Origin of the sequence: Aquimarina aggregata, from assembly GCF_001632745.1 — a bacterium.
In the GTDB taxonomy this organism is placed as follows: domain Bacteria; phylum Bacteroidota; class Bacteroidia; order Flavobacteriales; family Flavobacteriaceae; genus Aquimarina; species Aquimarina aggregata.
Genome location: NZ_LQRT01000035.1, coordinates 392,708 through 411,404, shown reverse-complemented (window position 1 = coordinate 411,404; position 18,697 = coordinate 392,708). Strand labels below are relative to the sequence as shown.

Annotated in this window: 17 protein-coding genes; 13 read left to right on the top strand and 4 right to left on the bottom strand. The window is 32.0% G+C overall.

Annotated features, from left to right (window positions below):
- Genes AWE51_RS20135 through AWE51_RS20120 form a run of 4 tightly spaced genes read right to left on the bottom strand, consistent with a single transcriptional unit; the run spans position 1 to position 3,731 of the window.
- Positions 1-1,404 (bottom strand): four-carbon acid sugar kinase family protein, encoded by a 1,404-nt coding sequence (locus AWE51_RS20135; RefSeq protein WP_066317360.1) that lies wholly within the window; start codon positions 1,402-1,404, stop codon positions 1-3.
- The gene (locus AWE51_RS20130; protein ID WP_066317358.1) at positions 1,404-2,039 is read right to left on the bottom strand and encodes a cyclase family protein; all 636 of its coding nucleotides are present in this window, start codon (positions 2,037-2,039) and stop codon (positions 1,404-1,406) included. Before AWE51_RS20130 ends, AWE51_RS20135 begins: the two co-directional genes overlap by 1 nt.
- A gap of 8 nt (positions 2,040-2,047) precedes the next feature.
- Positions 2,048-3,094, bottom strand: coding sequence for an isocitrate/isopropylmalate dehydrogenase family protein (locus tag AWE51_RS20125; protein WP_066317818.1), 1,047 nt, complete (start codon positions 3,092-3,094; stop codon positions 2,048-2,050).
- Positions 3,081-3,731: a GntR family transcriptional regulator gene (locus tag AWE51_RS20120; RefSeq protein ID WP_066317354.1), complete on the bottom strand. Its 651-nt coding sequence runs from the start codon at positions 3,729-3,731 to the stop codon at positions 3,081-3,083. Before AWE51_RS20120 ends, AWE51_RS20125 begins: the two co-directional genes overlap by 14 nt.
- Before the next feature lie 239 nt (positions 3,732-3,970).
- On the opposite strand from AWE51_RS20120, the gene ruvB reads away from it, so the two are divergent.
- The 13 genes from ruvB (at position 3,971) to AWE51_RS20055 (ending at position 18,217) form a co-directional block, all read left to right on the top strand.
- Positions 3,971-4,993, top strand: a complete 1,023-nt coding sequence (ruvB, locus tag AWE51_RS20115; RefSeq protein ID WP_066317351.1) for a Holliday junction branch migration DNA helicase RuvB — start codon at positions 3,971-3,973, stop codon at positions 4,991-4,993.
- Between the two features lie 21 nt (positions 4,994-5,014).
- On the top strand, positions 5,015-6,343 hold the full coding sequence (locus AWE51_RS20110; RefSeq protein ID WP_066317350.1) for a cytochrome P450: 1,329 nt from the start codon (positions 5,015-5,017) through the stop codon (positions 6,341-6,343).
- Between the two features lie 7 nt (positions 6,344-6,350).
- Positions 6,351-7,280, top strand: a complete 930-nt coding sequence (gene queG, locus AWE51_RS20105) for a tRNA epoxyqueuosine(34) reductase QueG (protein ID WP_066317349.1) — start codon at positions 6,351-6,353, stop codon at positions 7,278-7,280.
- A gap of 181 nt (positions 7,281-7,461) precedes the next feature.
- A complete protein-coding gene (locus tag AWE51_RS20100) occupies positions 7,462-9,180 on the top strand; it encodes a sodium:solute symporter (RefSeq protein ID WP_066317348.1) in 1,719 nt (572 codons plus the stop codon).
- A 260-nt stretch (positions 9,181-9,440) separates the two neighbouring features.
- Complete coding sequence (locus tag AWE51_RS20095; protein ID WP_066317342.1) at positions 9,441-10,190, top strand: helix-turn-helix domain-containing protein; 750 nt, start codon at positions 9,441-9,443, stop codon at positions 10,188-10,190.
- Positions 10,191-10,215: 25 nt separating this feature from the next.
- A complete protein-coding gene (locus AWE51_RS20090) occupies positions 10,216-10,506 on the top strand; it encodes a hypothetical protein (RefSeq protein ID WP_157766183.1) in 291 nt (96 codons plus the stop codon).
- Between the two features lie 17 nt (positions 10,507-10,523).
- Positions 10,524-11,261, top strand: a complete 738-nt coding sequence (locus AWE51_RS20085) for a DUF3108 domain-containing protein (protein WP_066317339.1) — start codon at positions 10,524-10,526, stop codon at positions 11,259-11,261.
- Positions 11,262-11,434: 173 nt separating this feature from the next.
- On the top strand, positions 11,435-12,559 hold the full coding sequence (locus tag AWE51_RS20080) for an epoxide hydrolase family protein (RefSeq protein ID WP_066317338.1): 1,125 nt from the start codon (positions 11,435-11,437) through the stop codon (positions 12,557-12,559).
- Positions 12,560-12,873: 314 nt separating this feature from the next.
- A complete protein-coding gene (locus tag AWE51_RS20075) occupies positions 12,874-13,458 on the top strand; it encodes a CPBP family intramembrane glutamic endopeptidase (protein ID WP_232517420.1) in 585 nt (194 codons plus the stop codon).
- A 102-nt stretch (positions 13,459-13,560) separates the two neighbouring features.
- On the top strand, positions 13,561-13,902 hold the full coding sequence (locus AWE51_RS20070; RefSeq protein ID WP_262482910.1) for a LysE family translocator: 342 nt from the start codon (positions 13,561-13,563) through the stop codon (positions 13,900-13,902).
- An 848-nt stretch (positions 13,903-14,750) separates the two neighbouring features.
- Positions 14,751-16,154, top strand: a complete 1,404-nt coding sequence (locus AWE51_RS20065; protein WP_082832526.1) for a serine hydrolase — start codon at positions 14,751-14,753, stop codon at positions 16,152-16,154.
- Between the two features lie 471 nt (positions 16,155-16,625).
- Positions 16,626-17,048 carry a hypothetical protein gene (locus AWE51_RS20060; RefSeq protein WP_198403851.1) on the top strand — a complete coding sequence of 141 codons (423 nt, stop codon included), beginning with the start codon at positions 16,626-16,628 and terminating at the stop codon, positions 17,046-17,048.
- 431 nt (positions 17,049-17,479) lie between these two features.
- Positions 17,480-18,217 (top strand): hypothetical protein, encoded by a 738-nt coding sequence (locus tag AWE51_RS20055; protein WP_066317331.1) that lies wholly within the window; start codon positions 17,480-17,482, stop codon positions 18,215-18,217.
- Positions 18,218-18,697: the final 480 nt, after the last annotated feature.

Below are 18,697 nucleotides of genomic sequence, written 5' to 3'. Positions count from 1 at the left end.
TTAAGATAATTTTTGTGTTATTGTGTGTAATGATTTTTCATCTCCTACATTTCCAGGAAAAACAATATAGGGTAGCTTTGGGAATTTAGTTTCGTTACCCATTTCCCAAACAGGAACACCAGGCAATATCTGTCCAAGAACATTTGATTGGTTCATTCCGAGTCCATGGACTGCAATGTCATGAGAGGTGATGCCACCCTTGGCTAATATATATTTAGGCCTCGTAGAAATCTTGCGTATTAAAGAGGTGAGTAGGTACGATACTTTTGAGGCAATATCAATAGTGCTTTCGGTATTTTTTCCTGTAATTAGTTTTCGACTGGTGTATATTACGATATCATTATGACGTAGAAGTTGATTGTTTATAACAGTTATTATAGATTTGATATAGGTACTTGTATCTTCATTTAAGGCTTGATGTACATCTATTTCTATTACGTTTTCAGGATTGCAATGTTTTAAAAGGTATTTTAATTGATCTGAAGATTTTTGTACATATGAACCAACGATAAGTAAGCCACCGTTCTGAGGGAGGTCGGCAATAAAATCTCTTGCTTTTAACAGTCCTTTTGTTATAAGACCAATGTAACTAGGTACAAATGAGCTAGAGGTTCTAAACAGGATAGTTTTTCCTGCTTTTTGCGCTTTTAATAAAGCGTGGCTTATCTTATCGAGGTCAGAATAATTGAGTGTATTTACAATACAATATGTATTGGGAGTTAAGTCAATTATTTTTCTGGATAATTGTTGAATAGATTGTGTTCTAATTTCTGAAATTGAGAATGTTGATATTTCTGATGAATTAATCTTATTTTTAGTTTTTTCTATAATCCATGATACCAGATTGGCTTCAGTATATCCAAAAGAATGATCTTTTGAAAAAGGAGTTTCATTAACAGGGGTTAATTGTTTGCTGTCTGATATATAGTGAATGTCATTTACTGTTACTCTACCTCCTTCAAACATTGCAGGTATAAAAACTGTAATTGCATCTTTATATTTTTTTGCTTTTTGTAAAGCATTCGTTTCTTCGACAAAATGGCCTCTTAAAGTAGAGTCACTGCGACTAATAATAGAAAACCTGCGTTGTGTAATGGTTGAAGCAATAGTAATATTGCTAATAATTTCATTATAAATAATTGATGTTTTAGAAGAAGTTAAACTTCTGGAGTTGGTAAGGATGAAGAATATTGGATTTTGTTTTCGAAATTGATTAGCAATAGTCTCTACATCCCATTTAGTTAGTAATGTAATATCATGAACGGTTTGATTACCTGTGGGGTCGTCATCAATAACAATACAAGTCCTATGAAGTTGAGAAAAAAGAGAATTGTTCTGACTCCTGTAATCGGTTTTATCGACTACAGGTAATTCTTTTTCTATTTCAGATAGGATTATATTCATCAATATTTTTCAATGGCAATTACTCTTGCAGGAGCACCGTCTCCACCAGTTATTTTTAATGGTAATGCGATTAGTTCTACACAATCAGATTTAAGTTTATCAATATTGGTGAGTCCTTCAATAATTATCACACCTTTTAGTAAAATTTGATGGATTTTAGTGACCTCTTCTATATTGTTTACATCTGCTACAGATGGTGGTTCGACACCAATCATTTTCACTTTGTTTTCAAGGCACCATAATGCCAGTTCTTCACTTATTCTGGGTAATTCATCTCTGTATTTAGGAGAATATATGTGTTGCGACCAGTTGGTCCAAAAGATTAAACTATCTCCAGCTATAAATCGCTCTTTTATATTTTGTTGAATATGGTCTGAGTACAGTAAACCTTTAGCACTAACTTTTCGAACGTCTATTATCCATGCCTTGCCTATACAATTAGAAATTGAAATTTGATCAATAGTCTGATTCGTAACATCGAAATGAATAGGAGCATCCATATGAGTGCCGCAATGAGAGTAAAAACTCAACATACTGGCGTTCCATCCATCGGTTTCAATGGTTTTACTGGGTTGTATAGTAAAACCATTTATTTCATTAGAATAGGCAACCGTAAGATCAACGACGTTATACATGACTTTTTTTAAAGATTTTGTATTACAGCATTCGCAACATCTACAGTGCTGGATTTACCACCAAGATCAACAGTTAAAACTCCGCGTTTTGTTGATCTATCAATGGCTTGCATAATCGCATCTGCTGCTTTTACTTCTCCTAAATGCTCTAACATTAATGCTCCCGACCAAATCTGACCATAGGGATTTGCTATATTTTGACCTGCAATATCTGGGGCAGATCCATGAATAGGCTCAAACATTGAAGGGAAATCTTTTTCAGGATTAATATTGCCACTACCACCTAGACCAAGACTACCCATAACAGCACCACCTAAGTCACTAAGAATGTCTCCAAAAAGATTAGTGGTTAGAACAACATCAAAGATTTCTGGCTTTAGGACAAAGTTTGCTGTAGAATTGTCAATATACATTTGGTCATGCGCTACCTCTGGATATTGTTGTGCTACTTCCTTTATGATTCTATCCCAATAGGTAAGACTATTGATTAAAGTGTTAGACTTTGTAATATGTGTGACTTTTTTTCTTCTTTTAAGAGCAAGTTTAAAGGCATAGTGTGCGATTCGTTCTATACCTTTTCGAGTAAAAATACTAGTGTCGACTCCCATTCCATTTTCTGAATCTGGTAAATATTGACTACCCACCTGCACAAATTCACCTTCAGTATTTTCTCTAATAATAACAAAATCAATATGTTTTTCTGTTCTTAATGGTCTTTGCACTCCCGGGTATGTGCGAACCGGTCTAAAGTTTACGTATTGTTCAAAGTTTGTTCTTACCTTGAAAGTGTAATCTTTTGCGGGTAGTGTGTCATCTACTTCAGGTAGTCCAACGGATCCAAAATAAATAGCATCAAATTTTTTTAAAACCTCTAAGCCATCTTCTGGTAGAAACTTTTTGTTTTTTAAGTAGTACCCTGCACCCCAATCAAAGCTTTCTGTAGTAATGCTAAAATTGTGCTTTTTTGCAACCGCTTCTAAAACTTTTATTCCTTCGGGTACAATTTCGTTTCCTATGCCGTCTCCTGGTACAACGGCAATATTATAATTCTTCACTGGTTCTTTTTTTATATTGATCAATTAATATTTCTCTTGATTTTCTGATATGAGCTCTTGCGTATTGTTCTGCAGTATCAGAATCCCCAGTTGCTATGGCATTAATGATTTTAAAATGCTCTTCCATAGTCTCTTCTGGGGGTCTCACTAATCCGTAGCCTATTACCTTGTCATGGATATTGCTAAAGAAGTAAATTTTGTCGAGAGGGGTGTTGCCGGTAAGTTTAATGAGTAGTTTGTGAAAATTTTCGTCTGCCTTGGCATAGGCTTTAGTGTTGATTTTTTTCTTCGCTATAAAAGGTGTAAAACAATCTTTGAGTTGTTTGATAATTGAGGTGTCATGTTGTTCTGCTAATAATCTTGCAGCCATACCTTCTAAAGCTTCTCGACAAAAGTATACATCAATGATTTCTTTTAAATCAGGAGTTCTTACAAATATTCCGCGACGAGGAATACTTTCTACTAAGAACTCATTTTCTAAAGTAAGAAGTGCTTTCATTAAGGGGGTTCTGCTTACTCCCAATAATTCAGCAATTTTCTCTTGCACTATTTTTTCTCCAGGTTTCAATTCGTCGTTAACGATCATTTCTTTTAATCGTTCATAAATTGGTTGACTTAGATCTGTATATTGTATCATGAATAATATTGTATTTTGTATACAAAATGCAATATACAATTTTTTTTAATCTGTATAATAGGTAGTTACGTTTTAATTAAAAATAAAAATCATCTAATAGGTCTAGTTGTGTTGGCAATGCTTATGTGCTTTGACAATTAAGTGTATTTTATTTTCGATAGGGGATATGTCAATACTGCTGGACTTTTTCTAGTATATTTGTTTTGCAATCTACTCGGGAATTGATAATGCATTAAAAAATGAACGAAAATCTTAATCCAACAAACGATAATTTATCTAATGAAGATCTTGATATTGAAAGAGCATTAAGGCCTCTTACATTTGAAGACTTTGCTGGGCAAGATCAAGTATTAGAAAATCTTAGGATTTTTGTTCAGGCGGCTAATCTAAGAGGAGAGGCACTGGATCATACCCTGTTTCACGGTCCTCCTGGTCTAGGAAAAACAACTTTAGCACATATTTTATCAAACGAACTTGGTGTTGGTATAAAAGTAACCTCTGGACCGGTTTTGGATAAACCGGGAGATCTGGCAGGATTGCTTACTAATTTAGATGAGAGAGATGTTTTATTTATCGATGAGATTCACCGTCTAAGTCCTATTGTAGAAGAGTACTTATATTCTGCAATGGAAGATTATAAGATCGACATTATGATTGAGAGTGGTCCAAATGCGCGTACAGTGCAAATTACTCTTAATCCTTTTACTCTTATCGGTGCTACAACTAGGTCCGGATTACTAACTGCCCCAATGCGTGCACGTTTTGGTATTCAATCACGATTACAATATTATACAACCGAACTTCTTGCTACGATAGTAGAACGAAGTGCACATATTCTTAATGTTCCTATTTCTATGGAAGCAGCAATCGAAATTGCAGGAAGAAGTAGAGGAACACCAAGAATTGCTAATGCTCTTTTACGAAGAGTACGAGATTTTGCACAAATTAAAGGTAACGGTAAAATTGATATTGAAATTTCAAAATTCGCTTTAAAAGCTTTAAATGTGGATGCTCACGGTTTGGATGAGATGGATAATAAGATTTTAACCACATTAATAGATAAGTTTAAAGGTGGCCCTGTTGGGATTACAACTTTAGCAACTGCAGTAAGTGAAAGTGCAGAAACTATAGAAGAAGTATACGAGCCATTTTTAATACAACAAGGATTTATTATGCGTACTCCACGCGGTAGAGAAGTTACTGAAGCAGCATATAAGCATCTGGGACGCATCAAAGGCGGAATCCAGGGTGGATTATTTTAAGATTATTTATTTGATCAATATATGAGTAAGACAATTCCTGAGGTTTCATTTCTTAGAGTACTTAGAAATGCAAAACGTATTTTAAAAAACCCGCTTCCTTTTCACAATGAAAATTTTGAGAAGCACGGAGATGTGTTTGAAGTGAATTTAGGATTCGGAAAATCTGCAATTTTTACTCGAGATGCTGGTTTTGCAAAACATATGTTACAACATCAACATCGTTCGTATCATAAGTCCTCATTACAAACAAAAGACTTAGGTAGGTATATCGGAAATGGTTTGTTGACATCTAATGGCGAGTATTGGTTAAAACAAAGACGACTAATACAACCTGCTTTTTATAAAAAGAAACTAGATCTTATTGCAGGAACCATTAAAGAAACAATCAAAGAAGAGTTGTCTAAGATAACGCCAAATCAAACTGTAGATATACATCCGTTTATGAGTGATTTAGCGTTTAAAGTAGTCGCAAAATCATTATTTAGTTATACCGATACAGGGAATACAATTTCTAGATTGCAATACATCACCGAAACTGCTCAAAATTCTTTAATCAAAGAGATACGACAACCTTATAAACGATGGTGGTTCTATCTTAGTGGGCAGATGAAGAGTTCAAAAATGCTCACAAATGAAGCACGGAATATATTAAATACTATTATTGAGCAACGCAGAAACGATACTGCTACTTATGATGATCTTTTAGATATGCTATTGGCATCAAAGTATGATGATGGTACATCTATGAATAATGAGCAACTAATAGATGAAATCTTGATTCTTTTTGTAGCTGGTCATGAAACCACATCAAATGCATTAACCTTTTCATTATTACTACTAGGGATGCATCCAGAAATACAAGAAAAGGCATATGATGAAGTGATGAAATCTAAAGATGAAGATTTGTCAATTATGGATCAATTTGCAAAAAGTCAATATACAAAACAGTGCATAGAAGAAGCAATGCGATTATATCCGCCAGTATATTTTTCAGACAGAGTTGCTATTGAATCCGATACCTATAAAGATCTTCAATTACCGAAAGGAACTACAGTTTTAATTTCATTTTTCGAAATTCATAGGCATCTAGATTTTTGGAAAGAACCATTGGTATTTAATCCAGATCGATTTAACCCCGAAAATAAAAAAGAATATGCTGATTGGTATTTTCCTTTTGGAGCAGGACCAAGAATGTGTGTTGGAAGTAATTTTGCAATGTATGAAATGATTGTTGTGGTTAGTGAATTGATTCAACAATATACAATTACAACAACGTCAGAAGAAATTCAGGTAAATCCTTTAATCACCCTAAAACCACAAGGCTCTACTTTAAAATTTACACAAAGATAAAGTTGATATGGATTCTCGTAGAAAACATACTCAATTTATTAAGGCAGAAGCCAAAAGATTAGGATTTCTTTCTTGCGGGATTAGTAAAGCTGGTTTTTTAGAAGAAGAAGCCCCGCGTCTAGAAAAATGGTTACATAAAAATATGCATGGCCAAATGCAGTATATGGAAAACCATTTTGATAAACGTTTAGATCCTACAAAATTAGTAGAAGAATCAAAAAGTGTAGTTTCCTTATTGCTGAATTATTATCCTTCAGAAACACAGAAAGATCCGGAAGCTCCAAAAATATCAAAATATGCCTATGGAACAGATTATCACTTTGTAATTAAGGATAAATTAAAAGAATTGTTACATACTATCCAGGAGGAGGTAGGAGAAGTTCACGGACGAGCTTTTGTAGATTCTGCTCCTGTACTGGACAAAGCTTGGGCTGCAAAAAGTGGATTAGGATGGATAGGAAAAAATAGTAACCTTATTACACAACGTGTTGGCTCATTTTATTTTATTGCAGAATTAATTATAGATTTAGAATTAGAGTATGATACGCCAGTTACAGATCATTGCGGTACTTGCACTGCCTGTATAGATGCTTGTCCAACACAAGCGATTGTAGAACCTTATGTTGTAGATGGCAGCAAATGCATCTCTTATTTTACAATTGAATTAAAAGAAGAAATTCCGCAAGATTATAGAGGTAAGTTTGATGACTGGATGTTTGGATGTGATGTTTGTCAGGATGTTTGCCCATGGAATAGGTTCTCAAAAGCGCATAATGAACCCCTTTTTAATCCAAAACCAGAATTGTTAGAGATGACAAAAAAAGATTGGGAAGAAATTACCCAAGACGTATTTTCTAAAGTCTTTCAGAAATCTGCAGTAAAAAGAACTAAGTTTTCAGGATTAAATAGAAACATACAATTCCTGAAAAATAAATAGATTTTGAAAATTTAATAATACAAACGTTTGTATTGCTGGTTTTACGCTTTTTGTCTTCCAAAAAAACGATCATTTTGTAATTATCTTGTATATTTCATTGACGTTGTGCTAAAAATTAAAAACTATTTAATTTTTAATCCCCTAATCTTCATGTTAAAAATAGAATATAAATATTTCACATATGAATGAATTATCATACGTAGACATTACAGTAATTGTTGTGTATTTAATCGGGATTATTATCTACGGAATATCAAAATCTAAACGAGAAAGCTCAGAGGATTATTTTTTAGGAGGTCGTACAATGACCTGGCCAATTGTTGGGATTGCTTTATTTTCTGCAAATATTTCAAGTTCGACTCTTGTTGGATTAGCCTCAGATGCCTATCAAACAAATATTAATGTATATAACTACGAGTGGTATGCTGTTGTTGTTTTGATATTTTTTGCCATATTCTTTTTACCATTCTATTTAAAATCTGGAGTGTATACAATGCCAGAATTTCTACAAAAAAGATACGATAAAAGGTCACGGTATTATTTCTCTTTTATTACCATTATCGGTAATGTAATGGTAGATACTGCGGCAGGATTGTATGTGGGTAGTATTGTTCTTAAGTTATTGTTTCCAGAGACCTCATCTACGGTTATCATAATAGGTTTAGCTATTGCAGCAGCAGCATATACGATACCTGGGGGATTAAATTCTGTAATCCAAACCGAAGTAATTCAAGCAGTATTGCTAATTATAGGATCTTGTTTGCTTACCTATTTTGCATTTGATGAGTTGGGTGGTGGTTGGAATGCGATGATGGGTAAACTTGACGGAATGCTTGCTGCCGGTGAAGTAAATTTTGGAAATAGAGCCGAGGAAGGAAAATTTATACCACAAAATGCTAATGAAGTTTTTAGTTTGGTCAGACCAAGTAATGACGAATTTATGCCTTGGTGGGGATTACTTACTGGTGTGCCTTTATTAGGGTTTTATTTTTGGGCTAATAATCAATTTATGGTGCAACGTGTTCTTGGGGCCAAAAATTTAAATCATGGTCGATGGGGAGCACTTTTTGCGGGATTGCTTAAGCTACCTGTTATTTTTATAATGATTGTACCTGGTGTATTAGCATTGTTATTATTTAATACATTAGATATTTCTGAGTTAAATTACCCACTAGCAGATGGTACCATGTGCCAGAGTCTTTCAGATTGTCCTAACCTAACGTATCCTGTGCTATTGTTTCAATTATTACCTGTTGGGGTATTAGGTCTAGTGGTTGCAGGATTAATGGCCGCTATGATGTCATCAGTTTCTGCTACTTTTAACTCTGCTTCGACATTGATAACTATGGATTTTATAAAGCAGTTACGACCAGAAATGACTAGTAAACAATTGGTGCGTGCAGGGCAAATAGCGACTTTGATTTTGGTGATTCTTGCATCATTATGGGTGCCCGTGATAGAGAAAGTAAGTGATTCTCTTTGGGGGTATTTACAGTTGGTGATTGCATTTACATGTCCACCTGTAGTGGCAGCCTTTTTATTAGGGATGTTCTGGAAAAGGGCCAATGGTAATGGTGCATTTGTTAGTCTGTTAATTGGTGGCGCCTGTGCCTTATTTATGATTTTATCTCTTAAATATGATCTTGTAATAGAGCTTAACGAGTTACATTTTCTAGCCAAAGCAAATCTGCTTTTTGTGATTAGTTTACTAGTACATGTTATTACCAGTTTATCCACCAAGCCACAATCTGAAGAACAAATTGTAGAGTATACCTATAAAAAGGAGATTTTTACAGAAGAAACCAAAGAACTAGCCAGCTTGCCTTGGTATAAAAACTATAGAATATTATCTGTTGTACTGTTAGTGTTAACTACTGTTTTAATAAGTTTTTTTTGGTAAAAAGTATCATCATATACATATAACTTTTTAAGAATCTATGTGGGTTTTAGTAATGAATTCTTAAAAGATAAATTTAGTTTTATGGGCTTAAGAGCATAAAAAGAGTAAACTATATACTTGATAATAAAGAAATATAGTTACCAGGGTAACTTTACTACAGTGTTGTACATAATTAATTGAGAATAGAATTAATAAATAACAAAGGAATAAGATAGATAAATGTAAATAAGAAGTGACAAAATTTAAAATAACAATTTTGGATGATTTATTTTCAGCAACAACCTAATCAAAACCTTAAGGACTATGTAAGATGTTATTGGAAGATTGAAAACAAGAATAAAGATTTTCAATATTACACGATATTCCCCGATGGATTTTTCGATGTATTGATTTGTTATCATAAGAACAATTTAGAAGGGGTGTTTTTAAGTGGCTTATGGGATCAAAAAACAAATGTACTTATCGCGCCAGAAACTACGATTTATGGTGTACAATTTAGGTTGCTTGCCATCGAAAATATAATTCGTAAAAAAATGAGCACAATGCTCAATACTATAAAAGAATTAGAAAAATCTGACTCACATCTTTATAAGCTTAGCGAATATGTTGACTCAAGTATATTTGAACATTTTAACCAATATTTACAATCATGTATTGAAGAAGAAAACTCAATTGATCCAAGAAAAGAGAAGCTGTTAATATCGATTAATCAAACAAAAGGAAATAAGACTGTTCAATATTATTCGCAAACAGCTCATTGGTCAGAACGACAAATAAATCGATATTTTCAATCCACTTTTGGTCTTTCATTAAAAACGTATAGTAATATTAGAAAAGGAGCTGCTACTTTTAGTCAGATAAAAAAAGGAGAATTATATCCGCAACAAGGTTATTTTGATCAACCACATTTTATAAAAGGAATAAAGAAAATAACTGGATTTACACCAAAAGTATTACTGAAAAATAAAAACGACCGATTTTTACAATTTTCAATTATTAAAAATGAATAGCTTGCATTTCTAATAAAACTTATTCATGATGATATTACAAATTATAAAGTTGAAATCAGATTTGCCAGAAGATGAGTTATTACGAAGAGCAAAAGAAAGAGAATTGAATTTTAAATCTATTCCAGGACTTCTACAAAAATACTATGTAAAAACAGGTATTGAGGGAGAATATGGAGGAGTTTATGTTTGGGATTCTATAACATCTCTACAAAAATACCAAACATCTGATTTAGCCAAAAGTATTCCAACTGCCTACACTATCACCGAAACGCCAGATATTGAAATTATGGATATACTTTTTCAATTACGTAATTAATAATAAACTTCTTATAAATGCCAGCAATATTTTACCTTTTATTGTTTATTCTTGGATCTTCTACTCTAGCAACTTGTCAAGAATTACCCTTAAGTCCTAAAAACAATCCTTCGGACATAAATCTGCTCGAGTCGGAAACTTCGAAAATGTCTTGGTTTATGGTTAAGGATTCAATTGAAATTAAAATAGGAGACATTCACACTAAAATTAGTAAAGAAAAAGATAGAACTTCTATTATAACAACCGTAGTGATGCAACAATCAGCAAGTAAATGGATTGATAGTACAATTGTTAGCACTAAAAACTTTGCCCCTATTTACCATTCTTCATTCAACCAACAAAGAGATATGGTTTTAAAATTTGACGAAAAAATAACGGGTTATTATTTAGATAAACGAACCAACACTAGAACTCAGATATCTGAAGAAGCTGACAAGCCCTTTTTTGACAGTAATTTTTATCCTCAACTTATAAGGTTACTTCCTTTAAAAAATGGTTATTCTAACTCTATTTCTATATTTGATTATAATCCAAAATCAAAAATTGGAGTCATTACAGCAACAATCTTGAATACCGAAATATCAGCCATAAAACACAATGGAGAGTTAAAACAAATATGGAGGGTTGAAACTACAGATGAGATTTCAAAAAATACTGCTATAAATACCTATTATATTGATATATCGACAAGAAAAACTTTAAAACAAGAAATTGATATTAGTGGTAGAAAAATGATTATGAAATTGGTTGAATAGAAAACACTATGTACAACAAAGTATAAAATAATAGCGGTTTTGGTACTTCATCGAAATCGCTTTTTTTATATTTAGGATATGTCTAAAATCAAAAAATAAGTACTTATAAATTGACTATTATCCTTATACGAACAGTTATGCTTCATGCAAAAACCATAGTTAAATAAAAAAATATGATAGAACCCTATTTTGTAAATGTGGACCAAGAAATTCTTGATGATTTAAACTTAAGAATTAAGAATAGTCGTTGGCCTGATGAAATTAATAATTCTAATTGGAATTATGGTGCCAATTTATCTTATATGAAAGAATTAAGTAGTTATTGGCTTAATGATTTTAGTTGGAAAAAGATTGAAAGTGAAATCAATTCATTCCCTAATTTTATGGCAGATATTGATGGCCATCAAATTCACTTTTTACATATTAGAGGTAAAAGTAAAAAATCTATACCATTAATTATAACACATGGATGGCCTGGATCATTTATAGAGATGTTAAAGCTCATACCACTATTAACCAATGATGAAAATTTTTCTTTTGATTTAGTAATCCCTTCTGTTATTGGATTTGGATTTTCCAGCAAATGTGTAGAAACTGGATGTGATAATGCTTATGTGGCTGATCTATGGCATAAATTAATGTTAGAGCTTGGTTATAAAAAATATGGTGCACAAGGAGGAGATATAGGTTCAGGAATTAGTACTAGACTAGGTATGAAATACCCTGAGCATATAATAGGGATACATCTTAATTATGTCTCTGATTCTTTTAAACCCTATCTTAAAGAAAAAGAAATTTCTGAGGATGTTATAAAATACAATCAAGGACTTGAAGAATGGTCGGCAAAAGAAGCAGGATATGCTTATATACAAAGCACAAAACCAATAACATTGGCCTATGGATTAAATGATTCTCCTATCGGATTATGCGCGTGGATAGTAGAAAAATTTAATAGTTGGAGTGATAATGAGGGTAACCTTGAAAACATATTTACAAAAGATGAAATATTAGCTAATATTACTCTCTATTGGGTAACACAATCCATTCATTCATCGGTAAGAATTTATAACGAAAACAGTAAAAACCCAATGAAGTTTGGCGTAAATGATTTCGTAAAACCTCCTGTTGCTTATGCTAATTTCCCTAAAGAATTATCAAAGCCTCCTAGGGCATACATGTCAAAAGGTTATAATGTAACACAATGGACAAATATGTCGAAAGGAGGGCATTTTGCAGCTATGGAAAAGCCATCATTATTGGCAGAAGATATCATAAAATTTTACAAAACTATTGAATAGTGGACTACTAAGCACAAACGAACAACAATGTATAAGAAAATATATAGGACTTTAGTATCTAAAAGGTCTGTACGTATTGGCAAAGTCGTCAAATATAAAATTTGGTGTTTATGAGAAAAAAGCTAAAAGCAAATATTTATATTTGGCTCAATGCCAATACGAAACGTATCGTTTATCACCGGGCCTAAGTCTCTTATGCTAGACGTTAGCAAAAATATTCTCGTAGAACTAAATAGGTTGCTAATTTGTGTAGTAGCTTTTAAGTAAATTAAGATATATATCTTAAGTATTAACTACCAATTAAAACAAATTCTGTGAAAAATAGGTCAATTTATATTATTCTAATATCCATGATTGTTTTATGGGGTTCATTTGTTATAGTTAATTTTTTTTCTAATCCTATTGGCTTTTTATCGTATCTAGGCTTTATAAATGGCAATAGTGGAACTATTTTAGGTTGGGCATTGGCACTACTTACAATAATTATATATTGCTATAGTGCTTCAAAACTATCAGATGTAAAGAACTATATGTTCAGAATGGATAAACTGAAAGTAGTCGCAATTTTGGCAGCTATCTTTGCAGGAATAATGGAAGAGATAATTTACAGAAAATGGATTATAGATTATCTCAACTCACACGATTATTCTATAGTATTGCAAGTTATATTATCTGGTTTTGCTTTTGGAATTATTCATCTTATGTGGGGAATAAAAAATATAAAGGCAGGAATAAATGCTTTTATTTCTACATCTTTATTAGGCGTTGCCTTAGCAATTGTATATGTAATTTCTGAGCGAAGTTTAGCGCCTTGTATAATTGCTCATTCTATCATCACCGCTCTTATAGAACCAGGCTTGTTGATTGCTGCAAAAAATAATAAATTAGATTATTGGTGACAAGAACTGGAAATGCAACCTTACAAAATTATATTATAAACCGAGAATTAACATAAACGTAATTTGATTTTAAAAGCTAAACTAAAGTAAACAAACAACAAAATTTTTGACGCTAACCAAAACTTAAAATCGGATAGACCTTTTAAACTCTTTAATATTGGGCTTTTGACAAATATCTTGAATCCCAAAATGGCAATATTTTATCTTTCATTTTTTCCTCAATTTATAAAACCTGAATATGGCTCTGTATTAAGTCAAAGTTTTCAACTAGGAATTATACAAACAATAATAAGTTTTTTAGTTAATTTTCTGATCGTCATATCAGCTGCTAAAATGGCAAGTTGGTTCTCGAAAAAACCAATTTGGTTAAGAATACAAAAATGGTTTATGGCTTCTGTATTGACTGGACTCGCTATGAAAATGGCATTTGCAAAAGTGAAATAAAAACACAATATAACATTCAGTTCTGTGTTAATCCGAAAAGTTAGTGCCTTTTTGCGCGCAACGTTTCATACACAAGTCCGTTAGCAAATATTAGAACAAACAGTTGAAATCTTTAAAAAATAATCAAATTATATAAATGAATTTTGAAACCAACTCATCTTCTTTTTTTAGTGCTTTAGGAGTATTTAATGGATTTTTAGTATCGCTCTACTTTGCTATTGTCATACAAAGGAAAAAGTTTTTAAATTACTTTTTAGCGTTATTACTGCTGGTCTTGTGTATAAGAATTATCAAATCTGTATTCTTATTTTTTAATTCAAATTTATTTAGTGTTTTGTTTAAATAGGGCTCTCTGCTTATGTATTAATTGGATCAGCACTGTACCTATATACTGTATCTCAAACAAAACCCTCAAAAGGAAACCAATTAAAAGTCTTTATTTACATAGTAGTAGTACGGATTTATAATAGAAAACCTTTTTAAATAGGAATGATTGCATATTACAATAAATTAATATCGTATGCGAAAAATAACATTCCTTTTATTAACCCTGTCTATGCTAATCGGATGTAAAAGCCCAAGGAAAGAACAAGACAAAATACTATTCATAGTATCTAATCAACATACGTACAGAAATACGAATTTAACTACGGCCAGTCAGTTCCCCTTTATTTATAGCTACCCCGTCCTGAAAGTAAGGCTGTGTAATTCAAAATAATTATGTATAAAAATAACCGAACAACCAAGCTTTATAGCGAACCTTTTAAATTGAAAATTTGAGGCGAGATTATAAAAAATTGTAACAATTTCAAAACTATCTTATCCTTTGTATCTAAAACCATATAAATATGAAAAAATACATTATTCTTATCCTTTCTTTATCTTTTTTAGGATGTAGTAACGCACAAAAACAAGAAACTCAACCCTTTTCAAAATACAATGAAACCATTGATTCGCTTATGCAGATTAGTTTTGAAAGAGGTATTTATAATGGCAATGTGTTAGTTACGAGGAATGATTCTATTGTGTATCAAAAATCATTTGGATACACAGACGGTTCAGGACAAACTGAACTGACAAAAAAATCTATTTTTAGTCCGGGTTCTATTGCAAAAGAATTTGTTGCCGTTTCTATTATGATGTTAATTGAAAAAGGCGATTTACATTTAGATGACAAACTTTCTCAATTTGATTTAGAGCTACCAGCGTGGTCTGAAAAAGTCACCATAAAGCATCTTTTAAACTTTACTAGTGGGATTCCTCAAATAGATTATGCTAATGTAAAAAATGATAAAGGTATCTTAGAAGGTTTACAATTGCTACCTAGTTTGCTGTTTGAGCCGGGTACAGGTTTTAATTATAATAACAATAGTATTTTTCTTCAAAAAAAGATTATCGAAAATGCTTCAAAAAAGACATTTCAAGAGTTTGCGAAGGAGAATATTATTATTCCTTTAAAAATGACAAATGTAGGGTTTGATCTTGATTATGATTATCCAAATAGGGTTAGATGTTTTGATGTACATAAGCAAAATACTGCAGAGATGCCCCCAAGTAAAGGTTGGTTATGGGTCTCAATCGATGATTTGAATACATGGATTACGGCTTTGCACAATTACAAACTTATTTCTAGAGAATCCTTAAAATCGCTTCTAAAGAACCAATATTTTGAAAACCAAAGGTCTATTCTTGGCTCATCTGATGATTTATTCGAAACTCATAGTCATGGTGGTCAATTCTATCAATTTGAAGCAGCTTTTATTAGTGAATTTAAGGATGACCTCAATGTTCTTTTAATGTCCAACAATAAAAGCAAAAGCTTTGAAATAATTGAATCTGTACATAATATAATGAAAGGGAAATCTTTTAGTTTACCCAAGAAATCTATTTATAGACAAATTCGTAAAAAATGCCATGAAAACATTGAGTTGGGCATTCAGTATTATTATGACTTGAAAAAAAGCAGTTTAGAGATCTACGACTTTGAAAATCCTAATGAATTAAATGGACTTGGGTATGATTTATTGACATCAAAAAAGATGAATGCAAGTATTGAAATATTCAAATTAGCTGTTTCTGAATTTCCTGATAATGCAAACTTGTATGATAGTTTAGGAGAAGCTTACTATACAAATAAACAATATGATTTAGCACTTAAAAATTATAATAAAGCGGTTGAGTTAGGTGGAACTAACGGAAATGCTAAAGCAAAGATCGAGGAGATAAAAAATATTTTAAAATCAAATGAATAAAATTGTTTTATGTCTTATGCGTTGTATAGTTTTTTTTAAAATGTAAGTTGTTAATATAAAAGTATCGATCAATATATTCAAAAGAGATATCTTAAAGGGGGAACGCAATGGTAATGATGCATTTGTTAGCCTATGAATTGGTGGTCCTTGTACTTTATTTATGATCTTGTAGTAGCGCTTAACAAATTACATTTTTTAACCAATGTTTTAAAAGGATTTTTTGGTAAAAGGTATTTATCTTGTGTATATAACTTTTTAAGTGCTTATGTGGATTTCCGTAATGAATTCTTAAAAGATAAGTTTAGTTTTATGGGTTAAAGAGCATATAAGGAATATAGGCATAGTAGCTATATAAGAGTGTTGTGCGCAATTCGAGAACAACTGAATTAGATTTTAAAAATAATACAGATGAAAATAAATCAAATTGTTACATTATTTGTCCTTTGTTTAGCGATAATAAGTTGTGCTAGTTTGAAACCAGCAACTGCAATAAAAAATGGAGAGATTAAGGATTATAAATATGTTTACATTTCTCAAACAAAGAGTCTGACTTCGAGTACTGGAGCATCAATCAATGGACAATATTATTCAACTAGTAAGAGTGTTAATCCAAGAGATGTTATTACAGGGATATTAGCAAAACAAGGATATATTTTAATACCAGAATTGAAAGATGATATATCTAGGAAAACCTTGATTATTAACTACGGAGAAAGTGGTAGAAGAAATACAGGATTAGGTGGTTATACAATAGAAGTTACTATACAGTTTATATCATCAACAACTAATTCACTTATTTGTTCATGCACAGCGGAAGGACAAGGTTCTACTGAAGCAGATGACATTCGAGAAGCAATTACTAGATGCTTGAACAAAATAATCACAAATGAATAAAAACAGCGCACAATACCACATAAACTGAATTGAAACGCAGTTTAGTCAAACCGTTACTACCAAGCAACAATCTGAAGAACAAATTGTAGAGTATACCTACAAAAAGAAAATGTTTACAGAAGAAACTAAAGAACTTGCCAGCTTGCTATGGTATAAAAACTATAGGATTTTATCTGTTGTACTGTTAGTGTTAGCTACTGTTTTAATACATTTTTTTCGTAAACGGTATTAATTTTATAGGTGTAGCTTTTTAAGGACCTATGTGGATTTCCGTAATCAATTCTTAAAAGATAAGTTTAGTTTTATGAGCTTTAAGATCATAAAAGGAATATAGGCATAGTAGCTATATACTTGATGCTAAAGAAATATAGTTGCCATAGTAATTATGCAACAGTTTTATAGGCATTAATCAAAACCTGAAAAGTAAAATTATGAATACTCACGCTGACAAAACTCAAGAGAACAAAAGCCAATCGGTCGCGAATTCTGTTGTCCTAAAAAAGAGCAGTAGTGATTCCACTTTTTACTTTGTAGATAATAGACCTGAAGCTGTTGCTCAAAGGAAACTCCAGGGGATGGCGAATAATAGTCCTCAAGCTAAACAAGCTGCTCAATTGCAGATGAGGGCTAATAATTATTCAGTTGGGAAGAAAACTATTCAACTCTTTCCAAAAAAGAATGAAAATAATAATGAATTTCATGACTCAGACTATCCTCAATTGATATTAATTAAACTTGCAAAATACGGAGAGTATCAAATTAAAGGAACTGATAAAATTTTGTTTTATGAACCAGGGGAAGGTTATTATTTAGACGAACTTCTTACTCAGAAAGCGGATATGTCGGAATACTTAAGTGAGGAAAGACCTGGAATTGCTAACTTAGGTGGGAAATCGTATGATTTTTACAAAGATAAGGTGACATCAGGATATCTTACTATTGAAGCAGCACTTGACATGCTTGAAAGGTTTGGGGAGAAAAAAGAATCGAATAGAAATATAGACACATCTAAGGTTGCAAATATCATGGAGGAATTCACACAAAGACGACCTGTCTATCCAATAGAAGTAACTAGAGGTGATATCGGGTATGAGTTGTTTCAAGGACGACATAGAATTTATGCATCTTGGAAAGCTGGTTTTTCCATGATACCATATAATGAAGTATAAAAACCTATAACAAAATGTATGTGGTATTAAAACGTAGTTTATACAGACCGTTAACCCACATTTAACCAGAAGTAACTGTCTGTTCCCTTCACTTTTAAAATAACGCTTTTCTAGAAAATAAAAAATAGGTAATCTTTTGAGTAAAAAACACTCAAGTTCGAGTGTTTTTGGCTGGATTTTGAGTCTTTGATATTCAAATTCAAGTGTTTTATACTCGATCTCGAGTGTTTTTGGTTCAAATTTGAGTCTTTGATACTCAAATTTGAATGTTTTTTACTCGATCTCCAGTGTTTTTGATGTAATGATACTATAAATAAATACTTTAAATATAGCCAGTAGATTAAGGATAGTCACACTGAAGATGGCTATCTTTTTTATGATATACTGATCTTGAACAAGAATAACGAGTCCCCAAAATAAAATTATAGGATTTTATCATTTTTACTATTAGTTTTAACAGCAGTTCTGGTAAGTTTTTTT